This is a genomic window from Vibrio aquimaris (assembly GCF_009363415.1).
GTDB lineage: Bacteria > Pseudomonadota > Gammaproteobacteria > Enterobacterales > Vibrionaceae > Vibrio > Vibrio aquimaris.
The window spans coordinates 386,659-413,301 of record NZ_CP045351.1; the positions used below are offsets into that span (position 1 = coordinate 386,659).

At 41.4% G+C, this 26,643-nt stretch carries 21 protein-coding genes and 3 pseudogenes; 14 read left to right on the forward strand and 10 right to left on the reverse strand.

Going from position 1 to position 26,643, the window contains the following annotated elements; all coding sequences use genetic code 11:
* Positions 1-202: 202 nt before the first annotated feature.
* Together FIV01_RS16285 and FIV01_RS16290 are read left to right on the forward strand one after the other, a co-directional pair.
* On the forward strand, positions 203-688 hold the full coding sequence (locus tag FIV01_RS16285) for a hypothetical protein (RefSeq protein WP_152432044.1): 486 nt from the start codon (positions 203-205) through the stop codon (positions 686-688).
* Between the two features lie 24 nt (positions 689-712).
* Complete coding sequence (locus FIV01_RS16290; RefSeq protein WP_152432045.1) at positions 713-2,338, forward strand: ABC transporter ATP-binding protein; 1,626 nt, start codon at positions 713-715, stop codon at positions 2,336-2,338.
* A 54-nt stretch (positions 2,339-2,392) separates the two neighbouring features.
* Here FIV01_RS16290 and FIV01_RS16295 read toward each other — a convergent pair whose 3' ends face one another.
* Complete coding sequence (locus FIV01_RS16295; protein WP_152432046.1) at positions 2,393-3,295, reverse strand: LysR family transcriptional regulator; 903 nt, start codon at positions 3,293-3,295, stop codon at positions 2,393-2,395.
* Positions 3,296-3,452: 157 nt separating this feature from the next.
* Between FIV01_RS16295 and FIV01_RS16300 the strand changes: the two genes are divergently transcribed.
* The 3 genes from FIV01_RS16300 to FIV01_RS16310 all read left to right on the forward strand — a co-directional run bounded on the left by FIV01_RS16300 (position 3,453) and on the right by FIV01_RS16310 (position 7,311).
* On the forward strand, positions 3,453-5,144 hold the full coding sequence (locus tag FIV01_RS16300) for an L-lactate permease (protein ID WP_152432047.1): 1,692 nt from the start codon (positions 3,453-3,455) through the stop codon (positions 5,142-5,144).
* A gap of 56 nt (positions 5,145-5,200) precedes the next feature.
* On the forward strand, positions 5,201-6,337 hold the full coding sequence (lldD, locus tag FIV01_RS16305) for an FMN-dependent L-lactate dehydrogenase LldD (protein WP_152432048.1): 1,137 nt from the start codon (positions 5,201-5,203) through the stop codon (positions 6,335-6,337).
* Positions 6,338-6,522: 185 nt separating this feature from the next.
* Complete coding sequence (locus FIV01_RS16310) at positions 6,523-7,311, forward strand: PhzF family phenazine biosynthesis protein (protein ID WP_152432049.1); 789 nt, start codon at positions 6,523-6,525, stop codon at positions 7,309-7,311.
* Positions 7,312-7,403: 92 nt separating this feature from the next.
* Here FIV01_RS16310 and FIV01_RS16315 read toward each other — a convergent pair whose 3' ends face one another.
* Positions 7,404-7,595, reverse strand: a complete 192-nt coding sequence (locus FIV01_RS16315; protein ID WP_152432050.1) for a hypothetical protein — start codon at positions 7,593-7,595, stop codon at positions 7,404-7,406.
* Positions 7,596-8,186: 591 nt separating this feature from the next.
* Between FIV01_RS16315 and FIV01_RS16320 the strand changes: the two genes are divergently transcribed.
* Positions 8,187-10,595 carry a hypothetical protein gene (locus FIV01_RS16320; RefSeq protein WP_152432051.1) on the forward strand — a complete coding sequence of 803 codons (2,409 nt, stop codon included), beginning with the start codon at positions 8,187-8,189 and terminating at the stop codon, positions 10,593-10,595.
* A 410-nt stretch (positions 10,596-11,005) separates the two neighbouring features.
* Here FIV01_RS16320 and FIV01_RS16325 read toward each other — a convergent pair whose 3' ends face one another.
* Positions 11,006-12,106 carry a hypothetical protein gene (locus FIV01_RS16325; protein ID WP_152432052.1) on the reverse strand — a complete coding sequence of 367 codons (1,101 nt, stop codon included), beginning with the start codon at positions 12,104-12,106 and terminating at the stop codon, positions 11,006-11,008.
* Between the two features lie 376 nt (positions 12,107-12,482).
* Positions 12,483-12,632: pseudogene (locus tag FIV01_RS16330) on the reverse strand (tyrosine-type recombinase/integrase); the annotation flags it as partial.
* A 383-nt stretch (positions 12,633-13,015) separates the two neighbouring features.
* On the opposite strand from FIV01_RS16330, the gene FIV01_RS16335 reads away from it, so the two are divergent.
* A complete protein-coding gene (locus tag FIV01_RS16335; protein ID WP_152432053.1) occupies positions 13,016-13,933 on the forward strand; it encodes a hypothetical protein in 918 nt (305 codons plus the stop codon).
* Positions 13,934-14,112: 179 nt separating this feature from the next.
* Here the strand turns inward: FIV01_RS16335 and FIV01_RS16340 are convergent.
* Positions 14,113-14,613, reverse strand: a pseudogene (locus FIV01_RS16340) (IS110 family transposase); the annotation flags it as partial.
* Between the two features lie 352 nt (positions 14,614-14,965).
* On the opposite strand from FIV01_RS16340, the gene FIV01_RS16350 reads away from it, so the two are divergent.
* From FIV01_RS16350 to FIV01_RS16365, 4 genes and pseudogenes are all read left to right on the forward strand, one after another.
* The gene (locus FIV01_RS16350) at positions 14,966-15,451 is read left to right on the forward strand and encodes a GNAT family N-acetyltransferase (protein ID WP_152432054.1); all 486 of its coding nucleotides are present in this window, start codon (positions 14,966-14,968) and stop codon (positions 15,449-15,451) included.
* Between the two features lie 41 nt (positions 15,452-15,492).
* Positions 15,493-16,056, forward strand: coding sequence for a hypothetical protein (locus FIV01_RS16355; RefSeq protein WP_152432055.1), 564 nt, complete (start codon positions 15,493-15,495; stop codon positions 16,054-16,056).
* Positions 16,057-16,325: 269 nt separating this feature from the next.
* Positions 16,326-17,282: a hypothetical protein gene (locus FIV01_RS16360; RefSeq protein WP_152432056.1), complete on the forward strand. Its 957-nt coding sequence runs from the start codon at positions 16,326-16,328 to the stop codon at positions 17,280-17,282.
* Positions 17,283-17,631: 349 nt separating this feature from the next.
* Positions 17,632-18,278 (forward strand): annotated as a pseudogene (locus tag FIV01_RS16365) (isocitrate lyase/PEP mutase family protein); the annotation flags it as partial.
* A gap of 77 nt (positions 18,279-18,355) precedes the next feature.
* Here FIV01_RS16365 and FIV01_RS16370 read toward each other — a convergent pair.
* A complete protein-coding gene (locus FIV01_RS16370) occupies positions 18,356-19,270 on the reverse strand; it encodes a LysR family transcriptional regulator (RefSeq protein ID WP_152432057.1) in 915 nt (304 codons plus the stop codon).
* Between the two features lie 106 nt (positions 19,271-19,376).
* Here FIV01_RS16370 and FIV01_RS16375 point away from each other — a divergent pair, with 106 nt between their 5' ends.
* The 3 genes from FIV01_RS16375 (at position 19,377) to FIV01_RS16385 (ending at position 21,841) form a co-directional block, all read left to right on the forward strand.
* The gene (locus FIV01_RS16375; protein WP_152432058.1) at positions 19,377-20,231 is read left to right on the forward strand and encodes a DMT family transporter; all 855 of its coding nucleotides are present in this window, start codon (positions 19,377-19,379) and stop codon (positions 20,229-20,231) included.
* A gap of 145 nt (positions 20,232-20,376) precedes the next feature.
* On the forward strand, positions 20,377-21,135 hold the full coding sequence (locus FIV01_RS16380; RefSeq protein ID WP_152432059.1) for an isocitrate lyase/PEP mutase family protein: 759 nt from the start codon (positions 20,377-20,379) through the stop codon (positions 21,133-21,135).
* A 79-nt stretch (positions 21,136-21,214) separates the two neighbouring features.
* Positions 21,215-21,841 carry an esterase/lipase family protein gene (locus tag FIV01_RS16385; RefSeq protein WP_152432060.1) on the forward strand — a complete coding sequence of 209 codons (627 nt, stop codon included), beginning with the start codon at positions 21,215-21,217 and terminating at the stop codon, positions 21,839-21,841.
* 50 nt (positions 21,842-21,891) lie between these two features.
* Here the strand turns inward: FIV01_RS16385 and choV are convergent, their stop codons facing one another.
* From choV to betA, 4 genes are read right to left on the reverse strand one after another with little or no spacing between them, the layout of a single operon-like run.
* Positions 21,892-23,070: a choline ABC transporter ATP-binding protein gene (gene choV, locus FIV01_RS16390; protein ID WP_152432061.1), complete on the reverse strand. Its 1,179-nt coding sequence runs from the start codon at positions 23,068-23,070 to the stop codon at positions 21,892-21,894.
* 2 nt (positions 23,071-23,072) lie between these two features.
* Complete coding sequence (gene choW, locus FIV01_RS16395) at positions 23,073-23,915, reverse strand: choline ABC transporter permease subunit (RefSeq protein WP_152432062.1); 843 nt, start codon at positions 23,913-23,915, stop codon at positions 23,073-23,075.
* 45 nt (positions 23,916-23,960) lie between these two features.
* On the reverse strand, positions 23,961-24,899 hold the full coding sequence (locus FIV01_RS16400; protein ID WP_152432063.1) for a choline ABC transporter substrate-binding protein: 939 nt from the start codon (positions 24,897-24,899) through the stop codon (positions 23,961-23,963).
* A 28-nt stretch (positions 24,900-24,927) separates the two neighbouring features.
* Positions 24,928-26,628, reverse strand: coding sequence for a choline dehydrogenase (gene betA, locus FIV01_RS16405; RefSeq protein WP_152432064.1), 1,701 nt, complete (start codon positions 26,626-26,628; stop codon positions 24,928-24,930).
* Positions 26,629-26,643 lie beyond the last annotated feature (15 nt).

Below are 26,643 nucleotides of genomic sequence, written 5' to 3' on the forward strand. Positions count from 1 at the left end.
CCTTATCGTTATATTTTCGCTCTATAAGTTCCAAGTGTAGGCCAGTTTTATTTATATTTTAGTGACTTAGGTACGATCAGAGTTTAAGTGGTCAAATATCAACCAACAAGTTGCCGCACACAACTAAATGATAATTATTTGCAATAGGTAATGAATTACATTTAAATAGTATCTGTGATAACTTTGGTGGAGTAAATCGAATATGGACTTACAACAGTGCTGGACTAATTATTTAAAAGCAGAGCAATTGTTGGAACAAGGCCACTGGCCGGAAGCCCATAATTTATATGATCAGGTTCTTACTCACTTGCCCAGTCATATTCATAACGCTGTCAAAGACGAACAGACCAAACCCTGTCAATTTGGTTGCTTACTCAGAAGTTTGAGAGATTCAGCAATATCACAGTCAGAAATATTGAACAAAATGGGTCAATACCAAAGTGCATTTGACTTACTCAACCAAAGTTATGGATTGCTTCAGTTTATATCTATCGAACCCACAGAACTGATTGAAGCAACTCATTCAATATTAGACAAAAGTTGTAACGATCTTTTGTCCCATATGGGAGCATTTTGCAGTGCTCAAAGAAATGCGCAGTGGATGCTAGAGTTTGAACATGTCCAAAAAGCGCACCATCATTTTTCAAGCCTAAAAAGCTATGGAAATAATTTGGAAAGCTTTCATTAAAAGATGAATTAAAAAGGAATTTAAATGTCACAGACACCGATTCTCGAGGTAAAAAACCTCTCCGTCAGTTTTACAACCAATGATGGTATTGTTGATGCAGTCAAGAATGTCAATTTCGAGTTATTCCAAGGAGAAACTCTCGCAATTGTCGGTGAGTCTGGAAGCGGAAAGTCCGTTTCAACCAATGCTGTAATGCAACTACTGCCTAAAAATGGGATTGTCGATAAAAAGTCGCAAATTTTGTTTGAAGGCCAACAATTATTAACATTACCAGAAAAAGCAATGCAAACCATACGTGGCGACCGTATTGGTATGATTTTTCAAGAACCCATGACATCACTTAACCCCTTTATGCGAGTCGGCATTCAAGTTGCCGAGGCCATTATGTGCCATCGCCCTGTCTCGCGCTCTCAAGCAAAACAAAAAGTATTGGAGCTATTTAATCTGGTTCACTTGCCCAACCCACAACAAGCATACAGTAAATATCCTCATGAGTTTTCCGGTGGCCAGCTGCAACGAATAATGATCGCCATGGCTCTTATCAACGAACCAGAAATTCTAATCGCTGACGAACCAACCACAGCACTTGATGTCACAGTTCAGGCCGAAGTACTTAATCTAATCAAAGAGATCCAAGCGAAGATGGGTATGGCTATATTATTTATTACCCATGACCTTGGCGTAGTAAAACATTTGGCAGACAGAGTCATTGTCATGTGTAAAGGTGATGTTGTGGAAGAAGGTAAGTGCAGTGAACTGTTTGCCAACCCACAGCATGAATATACCGAGATGCTGATTAACTCGGTACCTAAAGGCAGTAAAGATCCTATTGATCCCAGCGCTCCTCCACTGCTTAAAGCTGAAGATATCCGAGTTAAGTTTCTCATTAAAAGTCATTTTATTCCGAGTTATAATCAATACTTCGAGGCGGTTAAAGGTATATCTCTAGAGCTAAAACAAGGGGAAACGCTTGGTATCGTAGGTGAATCAGGATCAGGGAAATCAACTCTTGGTCGAGCACTTATTGGGCTTCTACCTTCTACGGGTAATATTGCCTTCAAAGGCAACAATTTGGCAGAACTCTCTTATAAAAAAAGGTTTGCCCTCAAAAAAGACGTCCAGATGGTCTTTCAAGATCCCTATGGTTCATTGTCCCCTCGTATGACAGTAGGTGATATCATTACTGAAGGTTTAACAGTACACCAGCCTCAGCTCAGTCATTCGCAGCGCATGCAGAGGGCGCGTCAGGCTCTTGAAGAAGTTCGGTTAGATCCTCATTCCATTAACCGCTATCCACATGAGTTTTCTGGGGGGCAACGACAGCGTATCGCCATAGCGAGAGCACTAATCTTAGAGCCTTCATTTATTTTGTTGGACGAGCCGACCTCCGCGCTAGACAGATCTGTCCAGCTCACTGTTATTGACTTACTCAAAGATATCCAGAAAAAACACAACATTGGTTTTCTGTTCATCAGCCATGATCTAAGCGTGGTAAAAGCATTATCTGATCGTGTTTTAGTCATGCAAAAAGGAGAAGTGATGGAGCAAGGAACCGCTGATGAGATCTTCCACTCTCCACAAAATGCATACACCCAAAAGCTCATTGATGCTTCGTTTGATTTAGACGAAGAGGGTGTAGAAGCAGCCTAATGACACAATGACTATAGTGCCGATGTTAGTTTGCATCGGCTTTTAGTACTTTCGTTATTTAAAGTAATGTTTGATTTCAAGATAGCGGGTACGAATATGCTCAATGAGCATCTTTACCTTCTTTGTAGGCTGGCGAGTAAAGGGATAAACAGCATAAATGCCTAACCGTTTTCCCACTAAGTCGGGGAAAATATCAATCAACTGACCATTTCCAAGGTCGTGGTAAACTAAACATCGTGGGACATAAGCGATACCGTGCCCGCCAATCGCTGCTTTCCGCAGAGCTATTGCGTTATCTGTGGAAAAATTACCCGATACTTTGACGATATAATTTCCCGAAAAGCCTTTAAATTCCCAGTCCGAAGCGCCAGTTGTCTGATAGGCATATTGTAAACAATTATGTCCTGTAAGATCTTGAGGCTGGAGGGGTCTGCCATTGCGGGAAAGGTACGAGGGTGACGCACACACTAACCACTGTGAATCAAGAATATGGCGTGCAATCAAACTCGAATCCTCTAGGTACCCAGTTCGAATCACCAAATCAAAGCCACCATCGACCAAATCAACAAAACGATTATCTAGCGACATATCTATGTTTAACTCGGGATACCAAGTACAGAATTCAGCCACTGCATCCGCTAATACTAGATCGCCAGAGATACATGGGACAGACATTTTGATTCTTCCACTAATACTTTCTCCAAAACCAGATACTGAATCTAGTGCCTCTTGAGCTGCTTGCTTCACATTTTTCGCACTATTATTCAGTGCCTTACCAGCTTCTGTTAGCGTTAATTTTCGAGTGGTTCGATAGAGAAGCTGAGTACCTACGTCTTGCTCTAACCGTGCAATTCTCTTGCTAACTACTGAATTTGTAAGGTTATTTACTTCAGCAACCTTACTAAAACTTCCTAAGTCTGCCACCTGAGAGAAAAGAATAAGATCATCTGCTTTCATATCATTATGCAATTTTTGGAATCAATTTTTTTCATTATTTCTCTGTATCCATAGAAAATAAAGCATTAATTTCACTAGAAATTAACACAAAAACCACAATTAAAGAACTTGGGTGATTCAAGGGAGTCCCAAGGCCTGTTTGTACGAGGATGTACTAATGAATGAAACAATACTGGCCTTGGTGGCCTTTTCACCGATAGCTGTAGCAGCTTTCCTATTGGTAGGTCTAAACTGGCCTGCAAAACGAGCAATGCCAATCGCTTTCGCCCTCACGGTCGCCATTGCATTTTTAGTTTGGGATATGTCTACTTCCCGCATTTTTGCATCTGCGATCCAGGGGGTTATCATAACAATTTCAGTGCTTTGGATTGTTTTTGGCGCAATATTTCTGCTCAATACTCTCAAACATACAGGTGCGATATCTACTATTCGCTACGGGTTCACGAACATTTCTCCAGATCGACGAGTGCAAGCCATCATTATTGCTTGGTGCTTTGGCTGCTTTATCGAGGGCGCTTCAGGCTTTGGGACACCAGCCGCGATTGCTGCTCCTCTTCTCGTAGCGATTGGCTTTCCCGCTTTAGCCGCTGTATTAATGGGTATGATGATCCAATCAACCCCGGTTTCGTTTGGTGCTGTAGGCACCCCGATAATAGTAGGCATCAACAAAGGCCTAGATAGCCACAATATAGGTCAGACATTGGTAAGTAATGGCTCCAACTGGGAGGCCTACCTTCAACAGATAACCGCAAGCGTGTCTATCATTCACGCCTGTGTGGGTACACTCATCCCTGTACTGATGGCGGTCATGCTCACGCGGTTTTTTGGTAAAAATAAAAGCTGGACTGAAGGCCTAGATGTTATTCCTTTCGCCTTATTTGCTGGTTTGTCTTTTACTTTACCCTACGCTCTAACTGGTGTCTTTCTCGGGCCAGAGTTCCCTTCACTCATTGGTGGATTAACCGGGTTATCCGTTGTCGTTTTTGCAGCAAAAAGAGGGTTTTTAGTTCCTCAAACTACATGGGACTTTGATCACGAGTCTCAATGGCCAAAAGAGTGGTTAGGCTCGTTAAGAATCGAGCTTAATACAACGCAAAGTAAGCCAATGAGCATGTGGTTAGCATGGTTTCCGTATGTCTTGCTCGCTCTCGCGTTAGTATCAAGTCGTGTTAGTAGCGATGTAAAGTCTGTGCTGATAGGCATCAACTTGTCCTTTGAAAATATATTCAATTACGCTGATATTAATGCGGCAATTCAGCCTCTCTATTTGCCGGGTGGGATTTTAGTTTTTGTCGCCTTTGTCGCGGTATTATTACAATCTGGTAGCGTTAAGCCGCTGGTCAAAGCTTGTGGCGAATCAGGCCAAGCATTAGTCGGCGCTGGTTTTGTCTTGATGTTCACGATACCCATGGTAAGAATCTTTGTTAACTCAGGTATCAATGGAGCAGACTTAGCTAGTATGCCGATTACAACGGCTAACTTTACCGCGGGCTTAGTCGGTGAAGCCTTTCCTGCACTGAGTGCTTCTATTGGTGCTCTAGGTGCTTTTATCGCAGGCTCAAATACCGTTTCTAATATGATGTTTGGTCAGTTTCAGTTTGAAGTCGCGAGAACATTATCCATATCAAGCGTCGTCGTCGTCGCTTTGCAAGCCGTCGGAGCTGCGGCTGGCAACATGATAGCGATACATAATGTGGTTGCCGCTTCTGCAACTGTAGGTTTACTAGGGCGAGAAGGTGCTACACTTCGCAAGACTATTCTGCCAACACTCTATTATGTCATTGTCACTGGCATCATTGGTCTCATCGCAATATATGGATTTGGTATGACGGACGCACTCATGATGTAACACCAAATTCACCAGATATGTTCTTTACCTGATACTTAACCTTAGGAATGCTACTAATGATCATTTCATCTACCTCTGACTATCGCAAAGCAGCACAAGCCAAGTTGCCACCGTTTTTGTTTCATTACATAGATGGTGGTTCATACAACGAACATACATTAAGGCGCAATTGTGAGGACTTATCATCGATAGCACTCAAGCAGAGAGTGCTAAAAAATATGTCTGATATTGATATAACCACAAAAGTGTTTGGAGAAAGCTTTGCTCTACCCATCGCCCTATCTCCTGTTGGCTTAACTGGCATGTATTCTAAACGCGGTGAAGTTCAAGCGGCATTGGCAGCAGAGCAAAAAGGTATTCCTTTTACCATGTCAACGGTTTCAGTATGCCCTATTGAAGAGGTGGCTCCAAAGCTTAAAAGGCCCATGTGGTTTCAGCTCTATGTATTAAAAGATCGTGGTTTTATGCGAAATGTTCTTGAACGTGCCAAAGAAGCTGGGGTGAGCACACTGGTCTTTACTGTCGATATGCCAGTTCCAGGAGCGCGCTATCGCGATCTACATTCGGGTATGAGTGGACCGAACGCAGCAATGCGACGAGTTTTTCAAGCGATGCGTCACCCTGACTGGGCGTTGAACGTCGGCGTGTTAGGAAAACCTCATGATCTCGGCAATATCTCTACCTATCGTGGCAAGCCAACTAAACTTGAAGACTACATCGGATGGCTAGGAGAAAACTTCGACCCTTCAATTAGTTGGAAAGACTTAGAATGGATTCGCGACTTTTGGGATGGTCCTATGATAATCAAAGGTATCCTAGACCAACAAGACGCAAAAGATGCGGTTAGTTTTGGTGCTGATGGTATTGTCGTTTCCAATCATGGCGGGCGCCAACTTGATGGCGTTATGTCATCCGTTAAAGCGCTGCCTTACATTGCCGATGCTGTTAAAGGTGATTTAAAAATATTCGTCGATTCAGGAATACGATCTGGGCTTGATGTAGTGAGAATGCTTGCCTTAGGTGCGGATTGTGCAATGTTGGGGCGTTCCTATATTTATGCGCTCGCCGCTTATGGCAGAGCAGGAGTTGAGAATCTGCTCGACCTTTATGAGAAAGAAATGAGGGTTGCCATGACCTTAACTGGCGCAAACGACATCAGTCAGCTAAATCACGACTCATTAATGCACATCTAGCGCCCAGCCAATACACACAACTTAGGTTGAGACGGTGACTCTCAGCCTTTCTCTCGATAATCACAATGTAACCAAAGTACTACTTTGGGCAAAAGTGATCACAAAAGTACGATGTAATCCATTACAAACTTATCTAGGGTACCTATGATGCTTGTGACAAACTGACAAGACACAAGGAATTTGGTATGGAACTCGAAATGTTCGTCTGCGATGCATTCACCACTCAGCGTTTTAAAGGCAATGCCGCAGCAGTCGTTCCTGTATGCGAATGGCTGTGTGACGACATCATGCAGAGTATTGCTTCTGAGAATAATCTGTCTGAAACCGCCTTTATCAAACCAACCGGAGCTAACCAGTACGCTATCCGTTGGTTTTCACCAAGCTCTGAAGTCAACTTCTGCGGCCACGCAACACTCGCCGCTGCTTTCTGCCTTTACCAGTTCTATGATGTAGAGGGGAAAATTTCATTTGATACCCTTCATGTCAGCACCTTAAATGTAGAGAAAGATCTCTCTGGACGGATTCTAATGACGTTTCCTAATAGGTTGCCAATTGAATCCGAATGCCCAGCGGAGGTATTTGAATCACTCTCTATTCGCCCGACAAAAGTACTCAAAACATCCCAAGCTTATTTTGCCGTTTTTGATAATGAAGAGCAGGTAAAACAGGTAAAAGTGCGCCGAGAGTACTTGGAGAAACTTGCTCCTTATGAGCTTATCGTTACAGCGAAAGGTCAGGATCACGACTTTATATCACGCTACTTTTGGCCTGATGTTGGTGACTGCGAGGACCCAGTTACTGGCTCAGCTCATTCGTCACTTGCCCCTTATTGGGCATCTCAACTAAACAAAAATAACTTAAAAGGTTACCAAGCTTCAAAACGCGGGGGGATCGTCTATTGCCATGTAACTGACGATAATGTAATCGTATCAGGCCATGCCGTGCTGTACTCAAGAAGCAAAATTTATATTTAACTTCAGGTTTTACAGTTGAAGATCGTATAAAAGCTACCAGAGGGGAAGATCCTCTCTGGTTCTATCACTAGCGTCACCAAACCAAATATGCACTAGCTATCATCCAAACCATCCATGTACTCATCGTCAGCCTGATGATAAATATGGGCCTTGCGCTGCTCTATAAGCACTATCGCCGATAGCGGACTGACCGAGTGTATTTCTCCTTTGCTAAAAGAGATAGGTTGCTTCCAAGTACCATCCTTGTACTCACCTGATGCATCAAATTGGATAAGAACATTCATACGCACCTCCAGACCACATTGAGCATACTTAAAGTTTAGCTCCTAAATGGGTATTTTATTAGAAAACTATAATTGCATATAAACAAGGTGCACATGTAAATATTCGTCTAATTATAAGGTTTTAAAAACAAGGGCTAGCAAAACTAGACAACATATAAATGACCAAAGAACTTTCCAATTACTAAATAAAAACCTTAATTCATTATAATAAATTAAGGTTTTTATCAAACCCCTTAAGAAAGAATACACTTTACAAGACAGAATAAGCCTAAAAACAATAATAACACTCCACATTTTAAATAAAATTAATAAATTTGCAAATAAATGAAAAAATATTAAATTTAGATTTTAAAAAATAGAGTAAAACGAACATCGTTCCTAATAATTTAATCATATTAAAATTAAAATATATTTATAATCAATAATTTAAATCGAAAAAAGAAAGAAATCCATATGATTTATTTTAATAAATTGAGTCTTGAGTCATGTTTTATATCTATAACAATTTATTTTTTAATCAATCTATTATTTATTTTAAAGCTTGAACACGTTTATATAGATTTTATTTGCTGCCAAATAGAGGTAAATTTAATGAATAAGAAGAAAATAATACTTTGCCTATCTGCATTATATTCAACTAGCTCACTGGCCGTGATTGATATCACTCCGAGTCATGTTGAAGTCCAAGGTGAGCAGTGTGAGAGTGGTTATCGATTTCTCAAACCAGCCGAAGCCAGAAAACTATCTGCCGAACTCTATAACCAAGGTAAGATCGATATGTGGGGAAGGTACTTTCTAGACAATGGAAAAACACTAGCGATCACCCGAGATAACAGCATTAACACTGTCCATGACGCTTTTGAGTATCTCTCTAATATCGAAGACAACGACCCAAATATTCTAACCGGGCAAAGCCTTTGTACAAAGCAAAGTGGAAATTTCTATGCCATTGATACAAGTAGTGAAACTAAATATCAAAAGATCATTTACAATGAGTTAGCTATTGATCAAGAGCTGAGAGACGGCGTATTACATACAGCAACGACAGATCAAGTATCAGAAACAAAGTATGGTGATAACCTGATTAGCCGCATTAGAATGCTAGTCAAAGTCGATGTGGATAATAGCGCAAGCTTTATGATCAGAGCGGTAGGTGAGGACTCAACGCCAGATTCACGAGTCTCCAAAGACCGAGATGGGCATTTTGGATATGTAGGCCTTACTGGAAAGATCAACGGCAATATTCTTCAAATGCGATACAACGGTACAGGAGACCGAGCACTGGGCCCTACTCCATCTCTTCTAGATTCTTATCTTTTTACGCCTGGCTCAGGTAATCCTCTGATGAAATACTGGGAATTTAAGCTCAATCTTGAAGAAAGTATTGAAGACGGGTATGTCCTTGCAACCCTAAATATTTTTTCGGATAAAGCTCAAAAACAGCTGATTGAAAAAACCAATGTCTCTTTAGAGCTCAATGATGCTGACTATTTTCCAGAAACTGGTGTTACCGTTGTGGGTAACTCTCTTCTCAGTAGCCCTATCCACTTTAGAACTGATGATTACTCGCAAAATCAGTGGTCTTCATATCACCTTCTTTACAGCACAAGCTCAAAAGCAGTTGAGGACCAGTTTTTTAGTGGAAAACATATCACTGCTGCTTCTAGTTCGACACTAGGAGATAGATACGCCAACGATGTAGAAAACCTCGTTTTAGCCCAGCAAACTGCGATACCTTTGGAGCTACCCACTGCGCATCGACGTCAAAAGAGGTGTGTGGAAGATTTCATACAATCGCTACAAAGTCTCGGGGCTTGGGCATTCGCTAGATTGTTAGGACAGCCTAGCATCTGTGGAGTGCAAAACCATCAACCGATCGCCAACGTCCCTCCCCTTATTGTCGATGAACCTCAACCAACGGGTAACAACAATAATGTGGTTTATGAAGTGATAGAGACTCAGCCACACAGCGATAATCCCGATGCGTTTAACACCGCGATGAATGTAATAGCTTGTGATGACAATGTGAATACTGACGCCGATGAAGGGATATGCACCACAGAACAAAATGAAGCAATAAATCTTATGGGGGATCTTACCCGTGATCAGCTAGGCGCTGTCATTAATGATGTCCAAGAGCATCTTAATCTTGCAGCGCAAGGAGCAGGCCCTGCGCTATCAGTTGATACTGGTAATGAACACCTCAACGACTTTATCAATCACAACCCTGAAGTCGCGATAGACCTATTAAATAGCGCCATGCTAATTGCCAATGCATCAAATGTGAAGCCAGATAAGCTTGTTTCACGAAGGAATAAAAAAGGCAAGAAACGTAATGATAATATTCTGAGCGGCTCTTGCGCCAACAGTGATCCAGAAGTCAAAGATGACGATGGTTTCCAATGTGTACAAAAAATACGTAGGAGAGCGAATAGAAGGCCGACAGACACTGTCGTTAGCTTACCTCCTCTTTTGCAAACTGGCGGACAGTTTTACACCAGAAATTCTGCAAACTTTACTACCATGATAAGAGCATTTACCAATAGTGGGGTAAGCTCACGTATGACTTATAATGAAGTCGCCAACAACACTTGGGCAATTGCCTACGATGGGGCCGCTCCGGGTAATAATCGCAGATTTGTGGTTTTGTCTGAAGCCAATAATGGTCGTAGCGGAAGATTTGGCTTCGGGTTAGAGCACATATGGACCAACAGAGATGGTGGTCACCAAAGAGACTTCATGCAGCATGGTTTTCACAACCGAGAGATGCTAGCACGCATGATTATGGCAGCCTTAACCAGTGTTGATGGTAACCCCAGAATTACAACCAGAACAGGCGAAGGCGGCCAACGCAGAGACTATGCAGCCGTCACTTTTGTGTATGGTCGTTATCATTATCTGTTTACCAATGTCGCCATTGTAGTAGGCAGTGACGGTTATGTGATTACCGCTTTCCCAACCAGAAATTCACGACTTTCGACAATAGAAGATGAGTTGTAGTGATTGAGTAATAATTAACATTAAACCGCCACGCAAAAGCTGGCGGTTTTGTTATGGTAAGATGTTTTTGCCCCATTCCGTGCCAGTGATGCTTAACCTCACAAATCATCGTGAAGTGGTTTAACCTATTTTTATCTGTGTAGCGTCTAGTATATTAGGTGTATTCATAGTCCTTTTAACGTATGTCCTATATTAGTTTGCTACTATGCCATCACTTGGAATATTTTCTAGTCCAAAGAAATGCACTAAATGATGTAGTCAACAACACCGCTAAAATTACTTTTGTAAAGAGGGTAATCGTGCTCGGCTTTATTTGTTTTGGTTTCCGATGAACATCAGATAACAAATAAAGCCATTTTTTGTATTCAAATGAGCATATTATATCTAAATATCCTATCTATGAATGTGCACTAGTCTCGAGTAGCGGGATGTAAAGTCTCATTGAGTTGATGCTTAAGTGGTTCAATATAAAATCTTTTTATTTCAGGATGTAATATTCTATTTCCATCAATAGTATTCAATGTTCTCGATGCTGTTACAATTCTAAAACAATCTTCATCCATTCGAATTGCAAACCCACGTAGCATTGATCTTTCTATCGACTTATCATTATTCATAATAATTTTTGCTAGCTGTCCATGTGATGTGGTGTCAGGCCTAATATGATTAGATGCGTTACCTGCAAGAGATTTATGGTGTATTTGTTCAAATGGCTTACCTGCAATATTAAACGTTTTACCTCCATTAAACCCACTTTGTCTTGTTTGATAGACTCCATTTTTAAATGCGACCCTAAATTGCCCTAAAGTTCCAACGTGAACTTTACCATCACTTAAATTAAGAACAGCTGTAACAACTTCTCCTTTCGACATTTTTGCAAGGGTATCTTTTGTTTCTTGAGTAATTACGAGTGGTGGATACTTAAGTGTTACTTCTGAACTTTTATGCTTAAAAAGCTCAGTACTTCCATGTTGTGTTTTTATACCATCGAAAAATCCATCTTTTAAAGATTTAATAGTATCTCTTACGTTTATTCTAGGAGAGCCTGTATCTTTATCTAAATTAGAAACATGTAAAGACATATACATATTAAACTCTTTTTCTAACAACGTTCTTTTTATTTTATTGCATGAATCTTCGTCATCCGTGATAATTGTTACCTTTTGGGGTAAGTCTGATTCAATCATTCTTATTATTGTATCTTTTAACTCTAATTCTGATTCTTTTTTAAATGAATTTGAAACGAAAGTTAATTCACAACCACCTGTTTTTATATTTTCCAATCGCCAAAAACCTTTGGTTAGCAAAGGCTCCTTACCAGAAGGAAATGCTCTAAAAGACAAGGAGAATTTATTCTTATTTTGGCTATTAAACTCTTCAATCGCCTCCTGAATATCAAATCTCGATAAGCTTTTAGTTTTTTCTTCCTCTTCCATACTAGAAAGTGGTGGTATTGTTTTCATTGCACTTGAAAAGTTATTTTTTATAGGGGCGTCAATTTGAATTGGCATGAATTAACCTCAGTAATTTTTGATTAGACTGTAATTTTTGATTAGACTGTAAGATATTTGGTGTTAGTATCTTGGTTTGATTTAGTAGCTGCCAGAGATTAATGCTGAAAATAATTGAAAAGTGTGGAATACCATCTAGAACGTGTAGCAGTGGCGATATTTGCAATACCATAAATAATCCATGAAATGCTAATGTAGGAAAATGAATAACTCACAATTGTCCAAGTATGTTTCAACACGATTCTGGCTAGCAATTTTCTGCCCCGAAATAATTTAGATTATTTTCGCTGTTCAACTCTCGATTCCAAATACGACTTAGTTTTTATAATGATTGGATTCAGACTAAAACTTGGTGAACTTGGGTTGATTACAAGAGCTATCGGTTTGCCTCGTGGTTTTCTACTGAAATTTTATTTAGTGGGCTTACAGTACCAGCAAAGTGCTCACCAATTACATGTGTATAGATTTGTGTCGTCGCCACATCTGAGTGGCCTAGCAATTCTTGAACTGCCCGGATATCTTGGCCAAAACATTTTGTTCTAAAAATTTACTTGCCATCTCCACTCTCCCTTGCTGTGTATCCGCACAGTTTATTAGGTTTGAATCTGGTTTGAGTATGAAAAATGGCTTGTTTTGTTGAGTGCTTAGTCTCGTTTTGTCGATACAATATTTAGTAAGTTATTGTTTATGTGGATAGTTGTGATGATCATGCCTTAGATAACAGGCACTGTTAAAAAGTGATAACGCGCTGGCGCGTTTTTATGTGATCACAGAATACATAGCTCGATGTATTTGCTTTAATTTTTAGTGAGTTATGATAGCTTAATGGGAAGTCAGGCAGACAGAAAAACGAGACTGCCTGTTATTAAGAATGTTAGGGCTGCTTACTTAAACAAAACGGATAACTTAATGAAAACATTACTTGGCTGGTCAACCGTTACTAGTGCAGAAAGAAATGGAGTTAAGCGCGATGCTCTATTCAAACGTTTAGCGATATATTTCGAATACATAGTTTTTAATAATCAATTGACTCCTGTAGGGTTACCACTTCCAGGTGTGGGGAAATTAAGCCAAACAGAATTCTTAAGCTATATTGTTGCCAAAGATAAATACGAAGCTGTTAGATTACAAAAAAACAAAAAATTCACTTCCATATTCTTAGATTGTTGGGATTTTGTAGAAGACGAGAGAGACTTCGAGTTAGGACTCAGTTCTGCAATATCTGAACAAATGAAAGGTAGGATTCTTCACTATGCTCACAAAAAGGAAATGAAAGAAGGCGAGTTTATACATAACCTTGCTTTTAAGCAGTTATGTGGTGATATGTGGCATGAACTTCAGCTGTATAGCAGTTTTAAAAAGTATGACCCCAATATAGCTGGAAACCTTTCTATCGACCTCGGGAAAGTTTTTTCTGATTACTCCAAGAATGAGGGGATACTGGTTGAAGACATCTCAGGTAACAGCCAATATATACCAGACTTTGGTGACTTTACATGGGAGCAAATTATAGAATTACGGAGTGACCCTTTCATAAAGTCATTTCGAACCAAAATGCATTCATCATTTAGATCTAAGGATAACGATCCTGTAGACGCACTGGATCAACTAGCGATTGATGGACTTTGGTCTGTCGCGGAATATGCAAAACCCAACCTTGGAAAAACACTATTGAATGCAATTCTATCCAATGTGCCTACCCCTATACCTGTTTATGGAATTATGAGCGCTTTGAAGGATGGAGCTAACAAAATTGACTTAGCTCATGACAATGGTTGGTTGTTTTTCATTCAAGGAGCAAGAGGCATTCATTCGAAAAAGCCCTAACAAACGACTATGGCGTCAATAGCTAATTTTTAGCTGTGTTCGCATCCCACATGACGCCATCTCTTAGCATCGAATTTAGTATTACTACCATCTTTCGCACACATGCAATGATAGCCACTTTCTTAGGTTTCCCAGCTTCAACAAGCCGTGCATAAGTCGCCTTAAAAACTGGATTACATTGCTGTAAGCATTGGTTTTATAGTTGAATGTAGCGTCTTGGGCAGTATTTGCATTCGGTTTTTCTCCATCGTTTGCATTGATAGAAGCTGATTTCGTCTAATGACTAAGTCACTCATTAAACGTATATTTTCTGCCTTAATGACGGTCAGTTCAGGTTTTATAGCCTCACCATAATGAGCAATAAGCTCTGCGTCTAAACGGTCATTTTTTGCTCTTCGGCCAATCGCGCCAGCGAATCGTTTTATGTGAACTGGGTTAGCTCGGACGATAGGTAATTTCGCTTCAACACAGGCTAAAACAAATGGCATCTCTAATCGACCAGTCGCTTCAATAATGATTCGTGCAGGGCCGTATTTCTTGAGCTTCCTTAGCGCTTCTTTGATGCCCTTATCGGTGTTTTCTACCGAGAAGAATATCTCTAGGGGTCTAATGTGAATGTCTAATTGTGTTTTCCCTATATCAACTCCGACATTGATACTTTGATTGAATTTCGTATTCATAATAATCTAACTCATGCTTGCGTAATGCGGGTTCGAGACCCAGTCGACTATTCGAGGTTTATGCTTGGAGTCCTATGTAGTGTTCTTGTTTGTTATCGGTCTCTCAACGGAGGAGCCAGCGTTCAATCGAACTACTACATGGAAAGCTTTAGTTGCAGCTAAAGCCTGGGTCTCACATTACCCGAAACTGGTCGATGTAAAGGTATAATTTTCCATACAAACAATTTAAGAGTGATTCAGCACGCTTGGCATTTTTACTTTGGGTTTAGTTTAGTGTTTACGGTGGTCAAATTAAGTGTCGTGGTTGCGTGCTTCACACCTTAATTGGGCGTTATGTTTTAGGAGGAAATTCATGATTAGGGAAATCACAAAAGCCGATTTTGAGTCGTTTTGGCCAACATTTTCAGCGGTAATTCAGGCCCAAGAAACGTATGCCTTTGACCCAAATATGACGCTAGAACAAGCATTCGCTCTATGGTGTGAATCTCCCCTGAAAGCTTTTGTTTTCGTAGAAAATGACGTTGTACTGGGCTCTTACTACATCAAGCCAAATGCAATGGGGCCAAGTAGCCATATATGTAATTGTGGATACATGGTATCAAGCGAAGCTAGAGGTAAGGGCATTGCACGTCTTATGTGTGAACATTCTCAGGAAACTGCTCTAGGGTTTGGCTTTGATGCCATGCAATTTAACAGCGTGGTTTCTACCAATGAAGTTGCGGTGAAGCTTTGGGAGAAGCTAGGGTTTCAAATCATAGGTACAATTCCTAAGGCATATAAGCATGCTCATCTAGGGTTAGTTGATAGCTACGTCATGTACAAATGGCTACGAACATAATTGGGCGTTAGTTGCCCTTCGAACTATGGAGAAAATTTGAAATGGAACTTCACGTACACAATCTTGGAAATTTACCAAATACAGTAGATGGTCGTGACTATTTCATCTACGTTCTCGATTACGGCTGGAAAGAACCTTTAACTGATACTTTAATCGCAAACTTTACCAATATGGCTAGAAAAGCTTCAGAGTCTAGGTCTATGGTAATCGCCGGAATAGAACCAGTTCATTTTGCAAATGAAGTTTTTTCATGGCACTCAATAAACGGTGAAGATGGCGAAAAGTTACTTCCGGCGGTAATGATTTCAACTTTAACGCCTGCTTATTTCCACGAGCATAATCACGAACGAAGAATGGCAAACGAAATAGATGATAAGCTATTACTCATACCTTTAAAGTCCGTTTGCGAGTCAACGGATGATGTAATTAAACTTATAAATTCCATTTTCAATGATATAAAAGAGAAAAAAGAACTTACTGGCTTTGAGGTGGCTAAAACATTATCTAAAGGTAAAGGTCGTCGTTTCGCGGACGCATTGATCTTAGAGCCAAACATTAGTGGTGTTGGTACTAGTCTGAAAAAGTTGTTTAACTGGGGCAACTAACAAGCGCCTCAACAAAGGATGTAAAAAGCTTGGCTTGCGCTCCTTCGTCGCTAATTTTAGCCAAGCCTTTTACGCCTGTTAGGCGGGCGTTATGCATTTTAAGCGCTCTTATCACAATTCGCAGAGCACATCACGCTTCTATTATTGCGCTCAATTTTATACAAAAGTAGTATCATAAGGGCGATTTTGCTCTATGACACTGATGTATAGCTACTACTTTAGTTTGTTGCTATATCAGTCTCAAATCAGTATGACTTTGAGGTTTAACAATGGAACAAGAAAAGTACTTGGGTTATATAAAGTATGATGGTGAGTTGGTAGAAGACGGGCTAATGGATGCCAGAAGACAAGCTAAAGCTCTACTCGCATATGATGGAGCAATTAGAGAGCTTATTTCTAAACAAGCACCAGATTTGAAGCATATTGATTTTGAAATTCCAATGAGGGTCCAAAAGGGTTCTTGGGAAGCTTTAGTTCCAGAAACAGTTGCTGGGTGGGCGCAAGCTGGACTTGGGGTTGTTGCGACAGCTTACTTTAGTAAGGCAGCGTCAAAAATGGCTGAGAAAGATTTTGAGAACTTCGGCTTCACCTCAATATTCTCGAAAGCACTAGATGGGATAAAGTGGTTTGCACGAATCAGCAAACATCTAGGAGAAACGGGTAAAAAAGATCTTTCCAACCTTAAGTTTAAAAATAATAACGAACTTATCGGTATTCCCAATAATAGTGGGGAGTACATATATGTTCCAAAACCTGCGTTAGATCTTTATCTAGACTCCAATTCAAAGTTGCTAGAAGAGTTAGCTCGTAATGTCGCTGAAGGACGCTCGTTAAAAATTGGAACATACAACGACGGGGTTAAGGACGAAGTTACTATTGGTAAACGAGACAAAGCAATCTTCTGTAAGGATGACAGTGAAGATGATGATGAGGTTTTAGTTTTACCTGAGCTAGTGCACGGTACAACAGTTATGATTGAAGGCGAAGTTACAAGGGAAAATAAAACATCCAACTCCCTAGGTTTTAAATATTTAGGACACATTCTTACTGCTTACCCTGATGTGGGTAGTGTTGTTAAATATAAACCTCTTCTGTTCTTGCGCTGTAAGCTAGTCGGTACCGTTAGCCGTTTAGACGAAAAAGGTCGAATTGCAGCTAAACGACCAAAACTTATAGTGTCCCACTTGGAAGCGCTCGAACAAACCAACGGTGACCTATTTGACTAAATGCATAACAAAGCATTTGAGAGAGATTCGCAACGCTCGCCAGTTTCGCTTCTCTCAAGTATAGCCAAACGCAGTTTACACCTTAATTCGGCGTTAAGTTTCGATACCTTCAACTAATCCGTTGTATTCTAATTGAGTAATGTAGCTGGCAAGCTTTTATCCAAAACCACGATAGTATCTCTCATAACTAACACCAGTGCATCACACTCCCCCACAGAATAAGTGCAATAGCCACTAGGTTATAAATATCACTATTGTTCAATTCCGAAAGTGGCGAACTCTGCGACTGCCTTATTGCTAGCATACTCCTGACGTCATCAAATACCACTAAATGTAAGGAAGGCACAAAATGTTTAAGAGTATGCATAATATGGAAAATCCGTTAGTTATTTGTAATGTTTGGGATGCTGCAAGTGCGGTAATCGCCCAAAACAGCGGTTTTCGGCGATTGGTACTTCCAGCGCCGCGATAGCAAGAAATCTAGGCAAGGAAGATGGAGAAAATATTAGCTTTGAGAGCCTATCGTCGATTGTCGATATCATCCGCAAATCAACGACTTTACCTTTAACTGTTGATATTGAGACTGGTTACGGACATACGCCGGAGGCCATAGCAGGTAATATTATTAAGCTTGCCAACCTTGGTGTTGTGGGGATAAACATTGAAGACAGCATTGTTGTTAAAGGCGAAAGACAGCTGTGTGATCAAGTGATATTTGCAAATAAACTGGAAGAAATACGAAAGCAACTTAGCGATGCAAATATTGAAGTCTTTATTAATGTCAGAGGTGACACCTATCTACTCAATGTCACACATCCTCTGGAAGAGAGCATTAATAGAATAAGCAAATATCAACAATCAGGCGCCGATGGTATCTTTCTACCATGTATCAACACCTCCAGCGATATACAATCAGTGGTTGCAAGTACAACACTGCCAATCAATGTTATGTGCGTTCCAAACCTGCCTACTTTTTCAGAGCTCAAAAACCTCGGTGCAGTAATATCGGACACACACCTGTAAAGAGAAAGATAGATTATCAATGTCACTTGGAATTTTGTTTTGATGAACCATCAGGCTGGAGGTTCAAACCCAAGATGATCCACAACCAATCTCTTTAACCAGCGACTAAGAGCCAATATTTCAGGTTGTCTCGCTCGCTTTTTTTTGCATACAAAATAAATACTGTCCCCAGTTGGTAACTCATGCATAGGTATGCGAATTAAAAACTGCCGATCAATTTCATTCATATAATACGGGTTTATGAAAGTGATACCTTGCTCATACCTTGCCGCTTCCGATGCCAGAATCATATGACTGAAGTGGTGCACACGAGCTTCCTTAGGTAAAGAAAAACCTCCCAGATCACACCATTGTTTCCAATCATCCCCTTTTTTTCTGCTCGGCATCATGCTTTGTACTGAGAGTAAGGGGAATTGCCACAAACCTTCCGGTAGTGGTAGGCTTTCGAGCTCCTGCCATATGTTATGGCAGCACACTGGATAGATAACTTCATTGTAGAGCTTTTCTGAGTGATAATTCTCCCCTGCCGGATAGGCCAAAATAAAACAATCGGCAACATCATCGGATAAATTTGGGTGATCAGAAAACATTTCTAGCGTCAGTTCAATATTTGGGTGCGATTGACGGAATGCTCCAATATTTGGCATAAGCCATTTCACGGCGAGTGAACTGTACATAGCTAGTTTTATTTGCCCTCGGTCACCCTCTTGGAACCATTGACTAGCTCGTGAAATACTCATCAAAGCATCCCCGACTTCATCATAATATCGGCGACCTTTTTGTGTAAGTGACAGTTTCCTGCCCTGCCGCTCAAACAATGGTTCATCAAGATAATCTTCCAACAATTTGATCTGGTGGCTTACAGCACTTTGGGTGACATTTAAGCTCTCAGCAGCTTTTGAAAAGCTATTTAAACGAGCAACAGATTCAAAGTATTGAATAGCTCGCATTGGTGGCAATTTCACTATCTAAAAATCTCATACTAATGAAATATTTATCATTATACATCATATCTAGATCACCATAAACTCCAATCCAATCTATAAAGCAATTCAAATGCAGGACAAATAAATGCGCATGATTTCAACAGGATTAGCACTAATACTATTAGTAGCTGGCAATTTAAGTGCTGTCTTCTCCGAGGCAATGGTAAAAGCTATCAGTGATGATTCTTCTATATTTCAGTTTATTTTATTTCGACAGATTACCGCGGTGGTTATGTTACTTCCTTGGTGTATTCAATCATCAACTAAGAGTTTACAAGTTGGAATACGATGGCATTTGATCAGGGGGCATGTATGGCTAGTCGGTATGTTTTTTACCGTAATTGCCCTGACATCTTTACCCCTGGCAACTGCTAGCGCCATTTTTTATACTGCACCTTTACTCATGCTGCTGTTTTCGTCACTATTATTGCGAGAAACCATCTCGCGTCACTCGATACTTTCTGTCATCGTAGGCTTTGTTGGTGTACTCGTCGTAATACGCCCGACCGAGCTAAGTTGGGCAGCCATATCAGCACTGATTGTAGCATTGTATCTTGCCATCAATAATATGCTGATACAAAAATTACCTAAAGAACAATCGGTAATTCAAATGTTATTTATGACCAATTTGGTTGGAATACCTGTTGCGCTCATCGCCACAGTATGGGAAGGCGCTAGGTTGCAAGTTGACTTGATTGGGGTAGCAGCAGCATCAACAGCGTTTATTCTTGTATATGCTGCTTTCGGCCTCTTAGCCTATCGAGCAGTTGAAAGCCATAAAATTGCTACTGCGGAATACAGCGGTTTGGTTAGTGCAATTATTGTTGGTATCTTTATGTTCAACGAGATACCTGACGTACCGACTATCATAGGTTCTGTCCTTATTATTCTTCCCTTATTCTTTTTGGCTAACATAAATAAGAAATCGCATGTAGCATAGTAGAATAAACAAGCTAAGAGAGGATTTTTATACTGTAGCTTTACCAACTATTATTCAGTTCCGAAAGTAGCGAACTTTGCGACTGCCTTATTGCTAGCATACTCCTGAAGTCATCAAATCTCACTAAATATAAGGAAGGCACAAAATGTTTAAGAGTATGCATAATATGGAAAATCCGTTAGTTATTTGTAATGTTTGGGATGCTGCAAGTGCGATGATCGCCCAAAACAGCGGGTTTTCGGCGATTGGCACTTCCAGCGCCGCGATAGCAAAAAATCTAGGCAAGGAAGATGGAGAAAATATTAGCTTTGAAAGCCTACTGTCGATTGTCGATATCATCTGCAAATCAACGATTTTACCTTTAACTGTTGATATTGAGGCTGGTTACGGACATACGCCGGAGGCCATAGCAGGTAATATTATTAAGCTTACCAACCTTGGTGTTGTGGGGATAAACATTGAAGACAGCATTGTTGTTAAAGGCGAAAGACAACTCTGCGATCAAGTGGTATTTGCCAAAAGACTGGCAAAAATACGAAAACAACTTAGCGATGCAAATATTGAAGTCTTTATTAACGTCAGAAGTGATGCCTATCTACTCAATGTCACACATCCTCTCAAAGAGAGCATTAATAGAATAAACAAATATCAACAATCAGGCGCCGATGGCATCTTCCTACCATGCATCGAAGCATCCAGCGATATACAATCAGTGGTTGCAAGTACATCACTACCAATCAATGTTATGTGTGTTCCAGACCTACCTACTTTTTCAGAGCTCAAAAGCCTCGGCGTAAAACGCATTAGTATGGGCAACTTTGTACACCAAGCCATGCTTGCATCTTTGAGTTGTAAATTTAGGGCCATCCAAAAAGACCAATGTTTCAACTCCTTGTTTAGCTGATAAAAGCCGTGCGCCCCTGTGCTGGATAAATACAGTGAGAATTGGCACAATGGCTTTTCTTTGATAAGTAGGGCCACCAATGAATATTGTTATTCTCCATGGGCTATATATGCATGGCTTGGTCATGAAGCCGCTAAGTCAAAAGCTGCATTCATATGGTTATGATACAAAAACGGTTAGCTACAATAGCCTAGCGATAGACGAAAACAAGGTGTTTAACGTCATTGATCATGCATTATCAACAACACAAACAAACGTGCTGGTTGGGCATAGCCTTGGCGGCCTAATCATTAAGCATTACCTAACCTCTCGCGCTCCAACTGTTGAGCAAATATCTCATGTAATCGCCGTGGGCTCCCCACTGCAAGGCGCTTCAATCGTCAATCGGATCCAAGATTTGGGAATGGGAGCTGTATTAGGTAATGCGCCTAAATTTGGTTTAGAGCAACATGAAGATAAGTGGAGTCACCCACAAAAGCTGGGCAGTATTGCGGGTACGCTAGCGATTGGTGCAAGAAGCTTACTAATGATGGAAGATAACACTCTCTCAGATGGCACGGTAACGGTCGAAGAAACCAAAATCGAAGGCATGACAGACCATATCGAGATGCGCAGCGCCCACACCACTATGATATATAACTCTGCGGTGCCAAAACAAATCGACCATTTCATTAAAACAAACGGCTTTATACACCGTAGCCGATAAAGAAAACCAGCGCCGCTAAGCAATATCGGCTTAAGGCACTGGTCAAATCATCATGCTGCCTTATGTTTGCCTAGCAAGCCAGAATAAAAGTCGTTGTCATCTAACACGCCAACCAATTCCCCGTTTTCGACCAATAGAATAGGCTGTCCGCTGAGCTGTTTTAACTTGATGGCTTCACGCATGCCAATATCTGGGCTAGCTATCACCACACTTTGATGTGATATGTCATCAAGATTCACTTTGTCATCTCGCCAATCGATGAGTGTTAATGAGGTTTTATCATCAAGGTAGAGTTTGCTATCGCGTTCTTCAACCCAGACTTTTTGCACAGGGCAAATCTGCAATCTTGCGGCTTCGCGCTCTAATTGACTCACGGGTTGCATGAGTGAACGCCCTTTAAGCACATTGAGTGGATTAGTATGCGCGACAAAGTCTTTTACATAATCATTTTCAGGCGCCAAGACTATTTGTTCAGGTTTGCCATGTTGAATAAGTTTACCCGATTCCATAATAGCGATGTTATTACCGATTTTGAGCGCTTCATCAAGATCATGGCTGACAAACAAAATGGTTTTATTGAGTTTTTTCTGTAGGGAAATAAGTTCGTCTTGCAACTGCGCTCTAATAAGGGGATCAAGCGCTGAAAAGGGCTCATCCATAAGCAAGATGTCGGTATCCATCGCAAAAGCTCTCGCTAGCCCTACTCTCTGTTGCATGCCACCTGAAAGTTCATGTGGGTATTTATTCTCCCAATCAGAAAGCTCAACCATGGCAAGCTGCTCGCGCGCTTTTTCGCGTCTTTGCGTTTTGGGCATGCCAAGCATTTCAAGCCCAAAGGCAACATTATCCAATACAGTAAGCCAAGGCATTAAGGCAAACTTTTGAAACACCATAGACACTCGATGCGTACGAAGGTGGCGAAGCGTATTGGCATCACAGGAAGATAGCTCAACTTGGCTGTCGCCATCTTTCACTTGTAAAGAGCCACGAGTAACAGGATTTAGCCCATTCACAGCACGCAGTAGACTTGATTTACCAGAGCCTGATAGACCCATAAGAACGCATATTTCGCCTTCTTTGACACTCATGGTGACGTTATCCACACCGACCACTAACCCTGTTTGCTCAATGATCTCTTGACGAGTTTTTCCTTCATTTAACAGTGACAGCGCCTTTTGCGGCTGATCACCAAACACCACATCAAGGTTTTTAATCGTAATTGCATCCATGATTAAGCCTCCTTTTGATTAGGTGATTTACATAAACGATCTAAAATGATCGCCACCAACACAATCGCAAGACCAGCTTCAAATCCTTGAGAAATGTTGACAGTGTTCAGTGCTCGTACCACAGGTTTGCCTAACCCATCAGCGCCAACAAGCGCCGCAATCACGACCATAGACAAAGACAGCATGATGCATTGAGTAACACCCGCCATAATGCTTGGCATGGCTGCTGGCAACTCTACCTTAAACAGCAGCTTTCTCTTGCTCGCGCCAAAAGCTTGCCCTGCCTCAATAAGCTCTTCAGGCACTTTGGTGATCCCAAGATAGGTTAATCGAATTGGTGCTGCGATGGCAAAAATGACGGTTGATATTAGCCCAGGAACAATACCAAGACCGAACAAAACGAGAGTCGGAATCAAGTATACAAAGGTGGGTACTGTCTGCATTAAATCCAGAATTGGCCGCAATAATGTGTATAGCCATGGCCGGTGAGCAGCCATTACTCCAACAGGGACACCTATCAGCACAGACATAGTCGTGGCGGCAAACACTAACACAAAGGTCTCTAACATTTCCTGCCAATAACCCAAGTTCAATATCATTAACAAAGCCGCAATCACAAACACAACGAGCGGAATACTTCGATGCAAATACCAAGCAATGGCCGCTGTTACGATAATTGGCACCTCGGGTGGCATCCATTTAAACAGGTCGACGACAGACAAAATAACAGTTTCAAGAAAAATAGAAATGGCATCGAAGAAGCCAGCCGCGTTTATGGTTAACCAATCAACGCCCTGCTCCATCCATTGACCAAAAGGGATTTTGTTGTTTGTTATAAAGTTCACAATACAGCCTTATTTTGTGGAGCGGGCCTAAGCCCGCCAATTACCTTATGCGTTAGCATTGACGTAGTCAGATACCGCCTTAATGGCATCATCACCAGAGAGAGTTTGCACGCCGTTAAGCCATTTATTGAGAAGCTGAGGGTTGTTTTTAAGCCATTGCTGGGCAGCTTTGGATGGCTTAATTTTTTTATTAAGTATGTCTTCCATCAATGCACTCTCCATCTCGAGACTGAACTCAAGATTTTTCAACAACTGACCCACATTTTTGCATTCATTCAAATAGTTAGATCTTACGTTAGTGTAAATATTCGCCCCACCATAATTAGGACCGAAAAATTCGTCTCCCTCCGCTAGATACTCCATTTCAACAGCTTGATTCATTGGATGGGGAGCCCAGCCTAGATACACAATCCACTGATTACGACGAACTGCGCGAGCAACTTGGGAAACCATGCCCGCCTCACTCGACTCTACGAGATTAAAGTCTTTAAGACCGAAAGCATCTTGGTCGATCATTGATTGAATAAGTCGATTACCATCGTTACCCGGTTCAATACCATAAATGCGGTTTTTGAACTTATCTGCGTTTTTTACTAGATCAGAAAAGCGCTTAATCCCAGAGTCATAAACATATTTGGGTACTGCTAAGGTGTATTTCGCCCCTTCAAGGTTAGCTCGCACCGTTTCAACCGTTCCTGCCTCACGATATTTAGCAATATCTGCTTCCATCGTTGGCATCCAGTTACCTAAAAAGACATCGATATCACCATTGGCCAACGAAGAGTAAGTGACGGGGACCGAGAGTAAATCGGTTCTGGTTTTATATCCCATTCCCTTTAGTAATTCACTTGCAACCGCAGTAGTGGCCGTGATGTCTGTCCAGCCAACATCAGCAAAACGAACCGTTGAACATTGATTGGCGTAAGCACTCATTGTCGTTGCGCTGAGCACTATCATCGCCAGCGACTTTTTTATCATAGACATAATGGTTTCCTTATCATTATTTGTCCCCCTAAACCTGAGGCTCAACCTCTCTTACAGGGGTATTAATTCTTTGGTTATCTTGCCAATCTGGCGCTATCCATACTGGAAGTTCCTTAGCAACCAACACTGGTAAGCCCAAAATTAAATCTGCAGCCCGCTCAGCCACCATTATGGTTGGGGCGTTTAAATTGCCGTTAGGAATGGTGGGAAATACAGAAGAGTCGACAACTCTTAAGCCTTCTACACCTCGCACTCGGCATTGAGAGTCTAAGACCGCCATAGGATCATCGTCAGAGCCCATCTTGCAGCTACATGAAGGGTGGTAGGCACTTTCTACGTTTTGCTTAACCCATTCATCAATCGCTCGGTCACTGGTGATGTGCTCACCTGGCTGAATTTCATTGCCTCGATATTCGTCCATCGCAGGCTGGCCCAAGATCTCACGAGTTAAACGAATACAATCGCGCCAATCTTGACGATCTTGCTCTGTTGAAATGTAGTTAAACTGAATTTCTGGCTTATCTTTAGGATTGCTAGACCTAATTGCCACTCGGCCACGACTTTGCGGCTTATTTGGCCCCACATGTACTTGAAATCCATGACCATCAAAAGCGACTTGTCCGTCATAGCGCATTGCCGCTGGCAAGAAGTGGTACTGGATGTTGGGCCATTTGAGTCCTTTACGAGAGCGGATAAACGCGCATGACTCAAAATGATTGGTCGCACCCAAACCTTTACGGGTCAAAATCCATTCAGCGCCAATCATACCTTTACTGACTAATCCAAGCTTACTATTGAGTGTTATTGGCTTGTGACACTGATACTGAAAATACACCTCAAGATGATCTTGAAGGTTTTCACCAACACCCGATAAATCGTGCTCAACTTTTATCCCCGCTTTTTCAAGCACCGCCTTGGGGCCGATACCAGAAAGCTGCAAAAGTTGCACAGACCCGATAGGGCCAGAGCTGAGCAGCACCTCTTTGTTGGCAAGGCATTGTACCAGCTTGCCTCTGTGCTCAAATTCAACACCGGTTGCTTTTCTATTCTCAAGCAGTACTTTATGAGCCTGTACACCTTTCAATAAGGTCAAATTTGAACGCTTCAAAGCACGCCTTAAGTATGCGTTAGACGTTGATGCTCTCACCCCTTTATCAACCGTCATATGCATGGTGCCAAAGCCTTCTTGTTGATAGCCGTTGTAATCGGATGTCGTCGGATATCCGGCTTCCTCACCTGCTTTTATAAAGGCTTGATATAATGGGTTTAGCGTCATGTTATTGCCGCTGCATGTACCTAATGGACCAGCGCCGCCACGATAGTCATCTTCGCCTCCAATCCATGCTTCTGCGCGCCGAAAGTAAGGTAAACAAGCTTGGTAATTCCAACCTTTAGCGCCCTGCTCTTCCCATTCATCAAAATCACAGGCATGGCCTCGGACATACACCATGCCATTAATCGAAGAGCTGCCACCCAACACTTTCCCTCTCGGGCAATGAAGTTTGCGACCATCTAAACTTTGTTCGGCGACCGTCTCAAACTGCCAAGCGTATTTTTCGCTATTCATCGGGTACGACAATGCGGTTGGCATTTGAATAAAGATGCTTTTATCACTGCCGCCTGCTTCAAGCAGCAACACCTGATGTTGACCACTTTCTGTGAGTCTATCGGCTAGCACGCAACCCGCAGACCCCGCGCCAACGATGATATAATCGTAGCTCTGTTTCATTCCTCACCTCTTAAG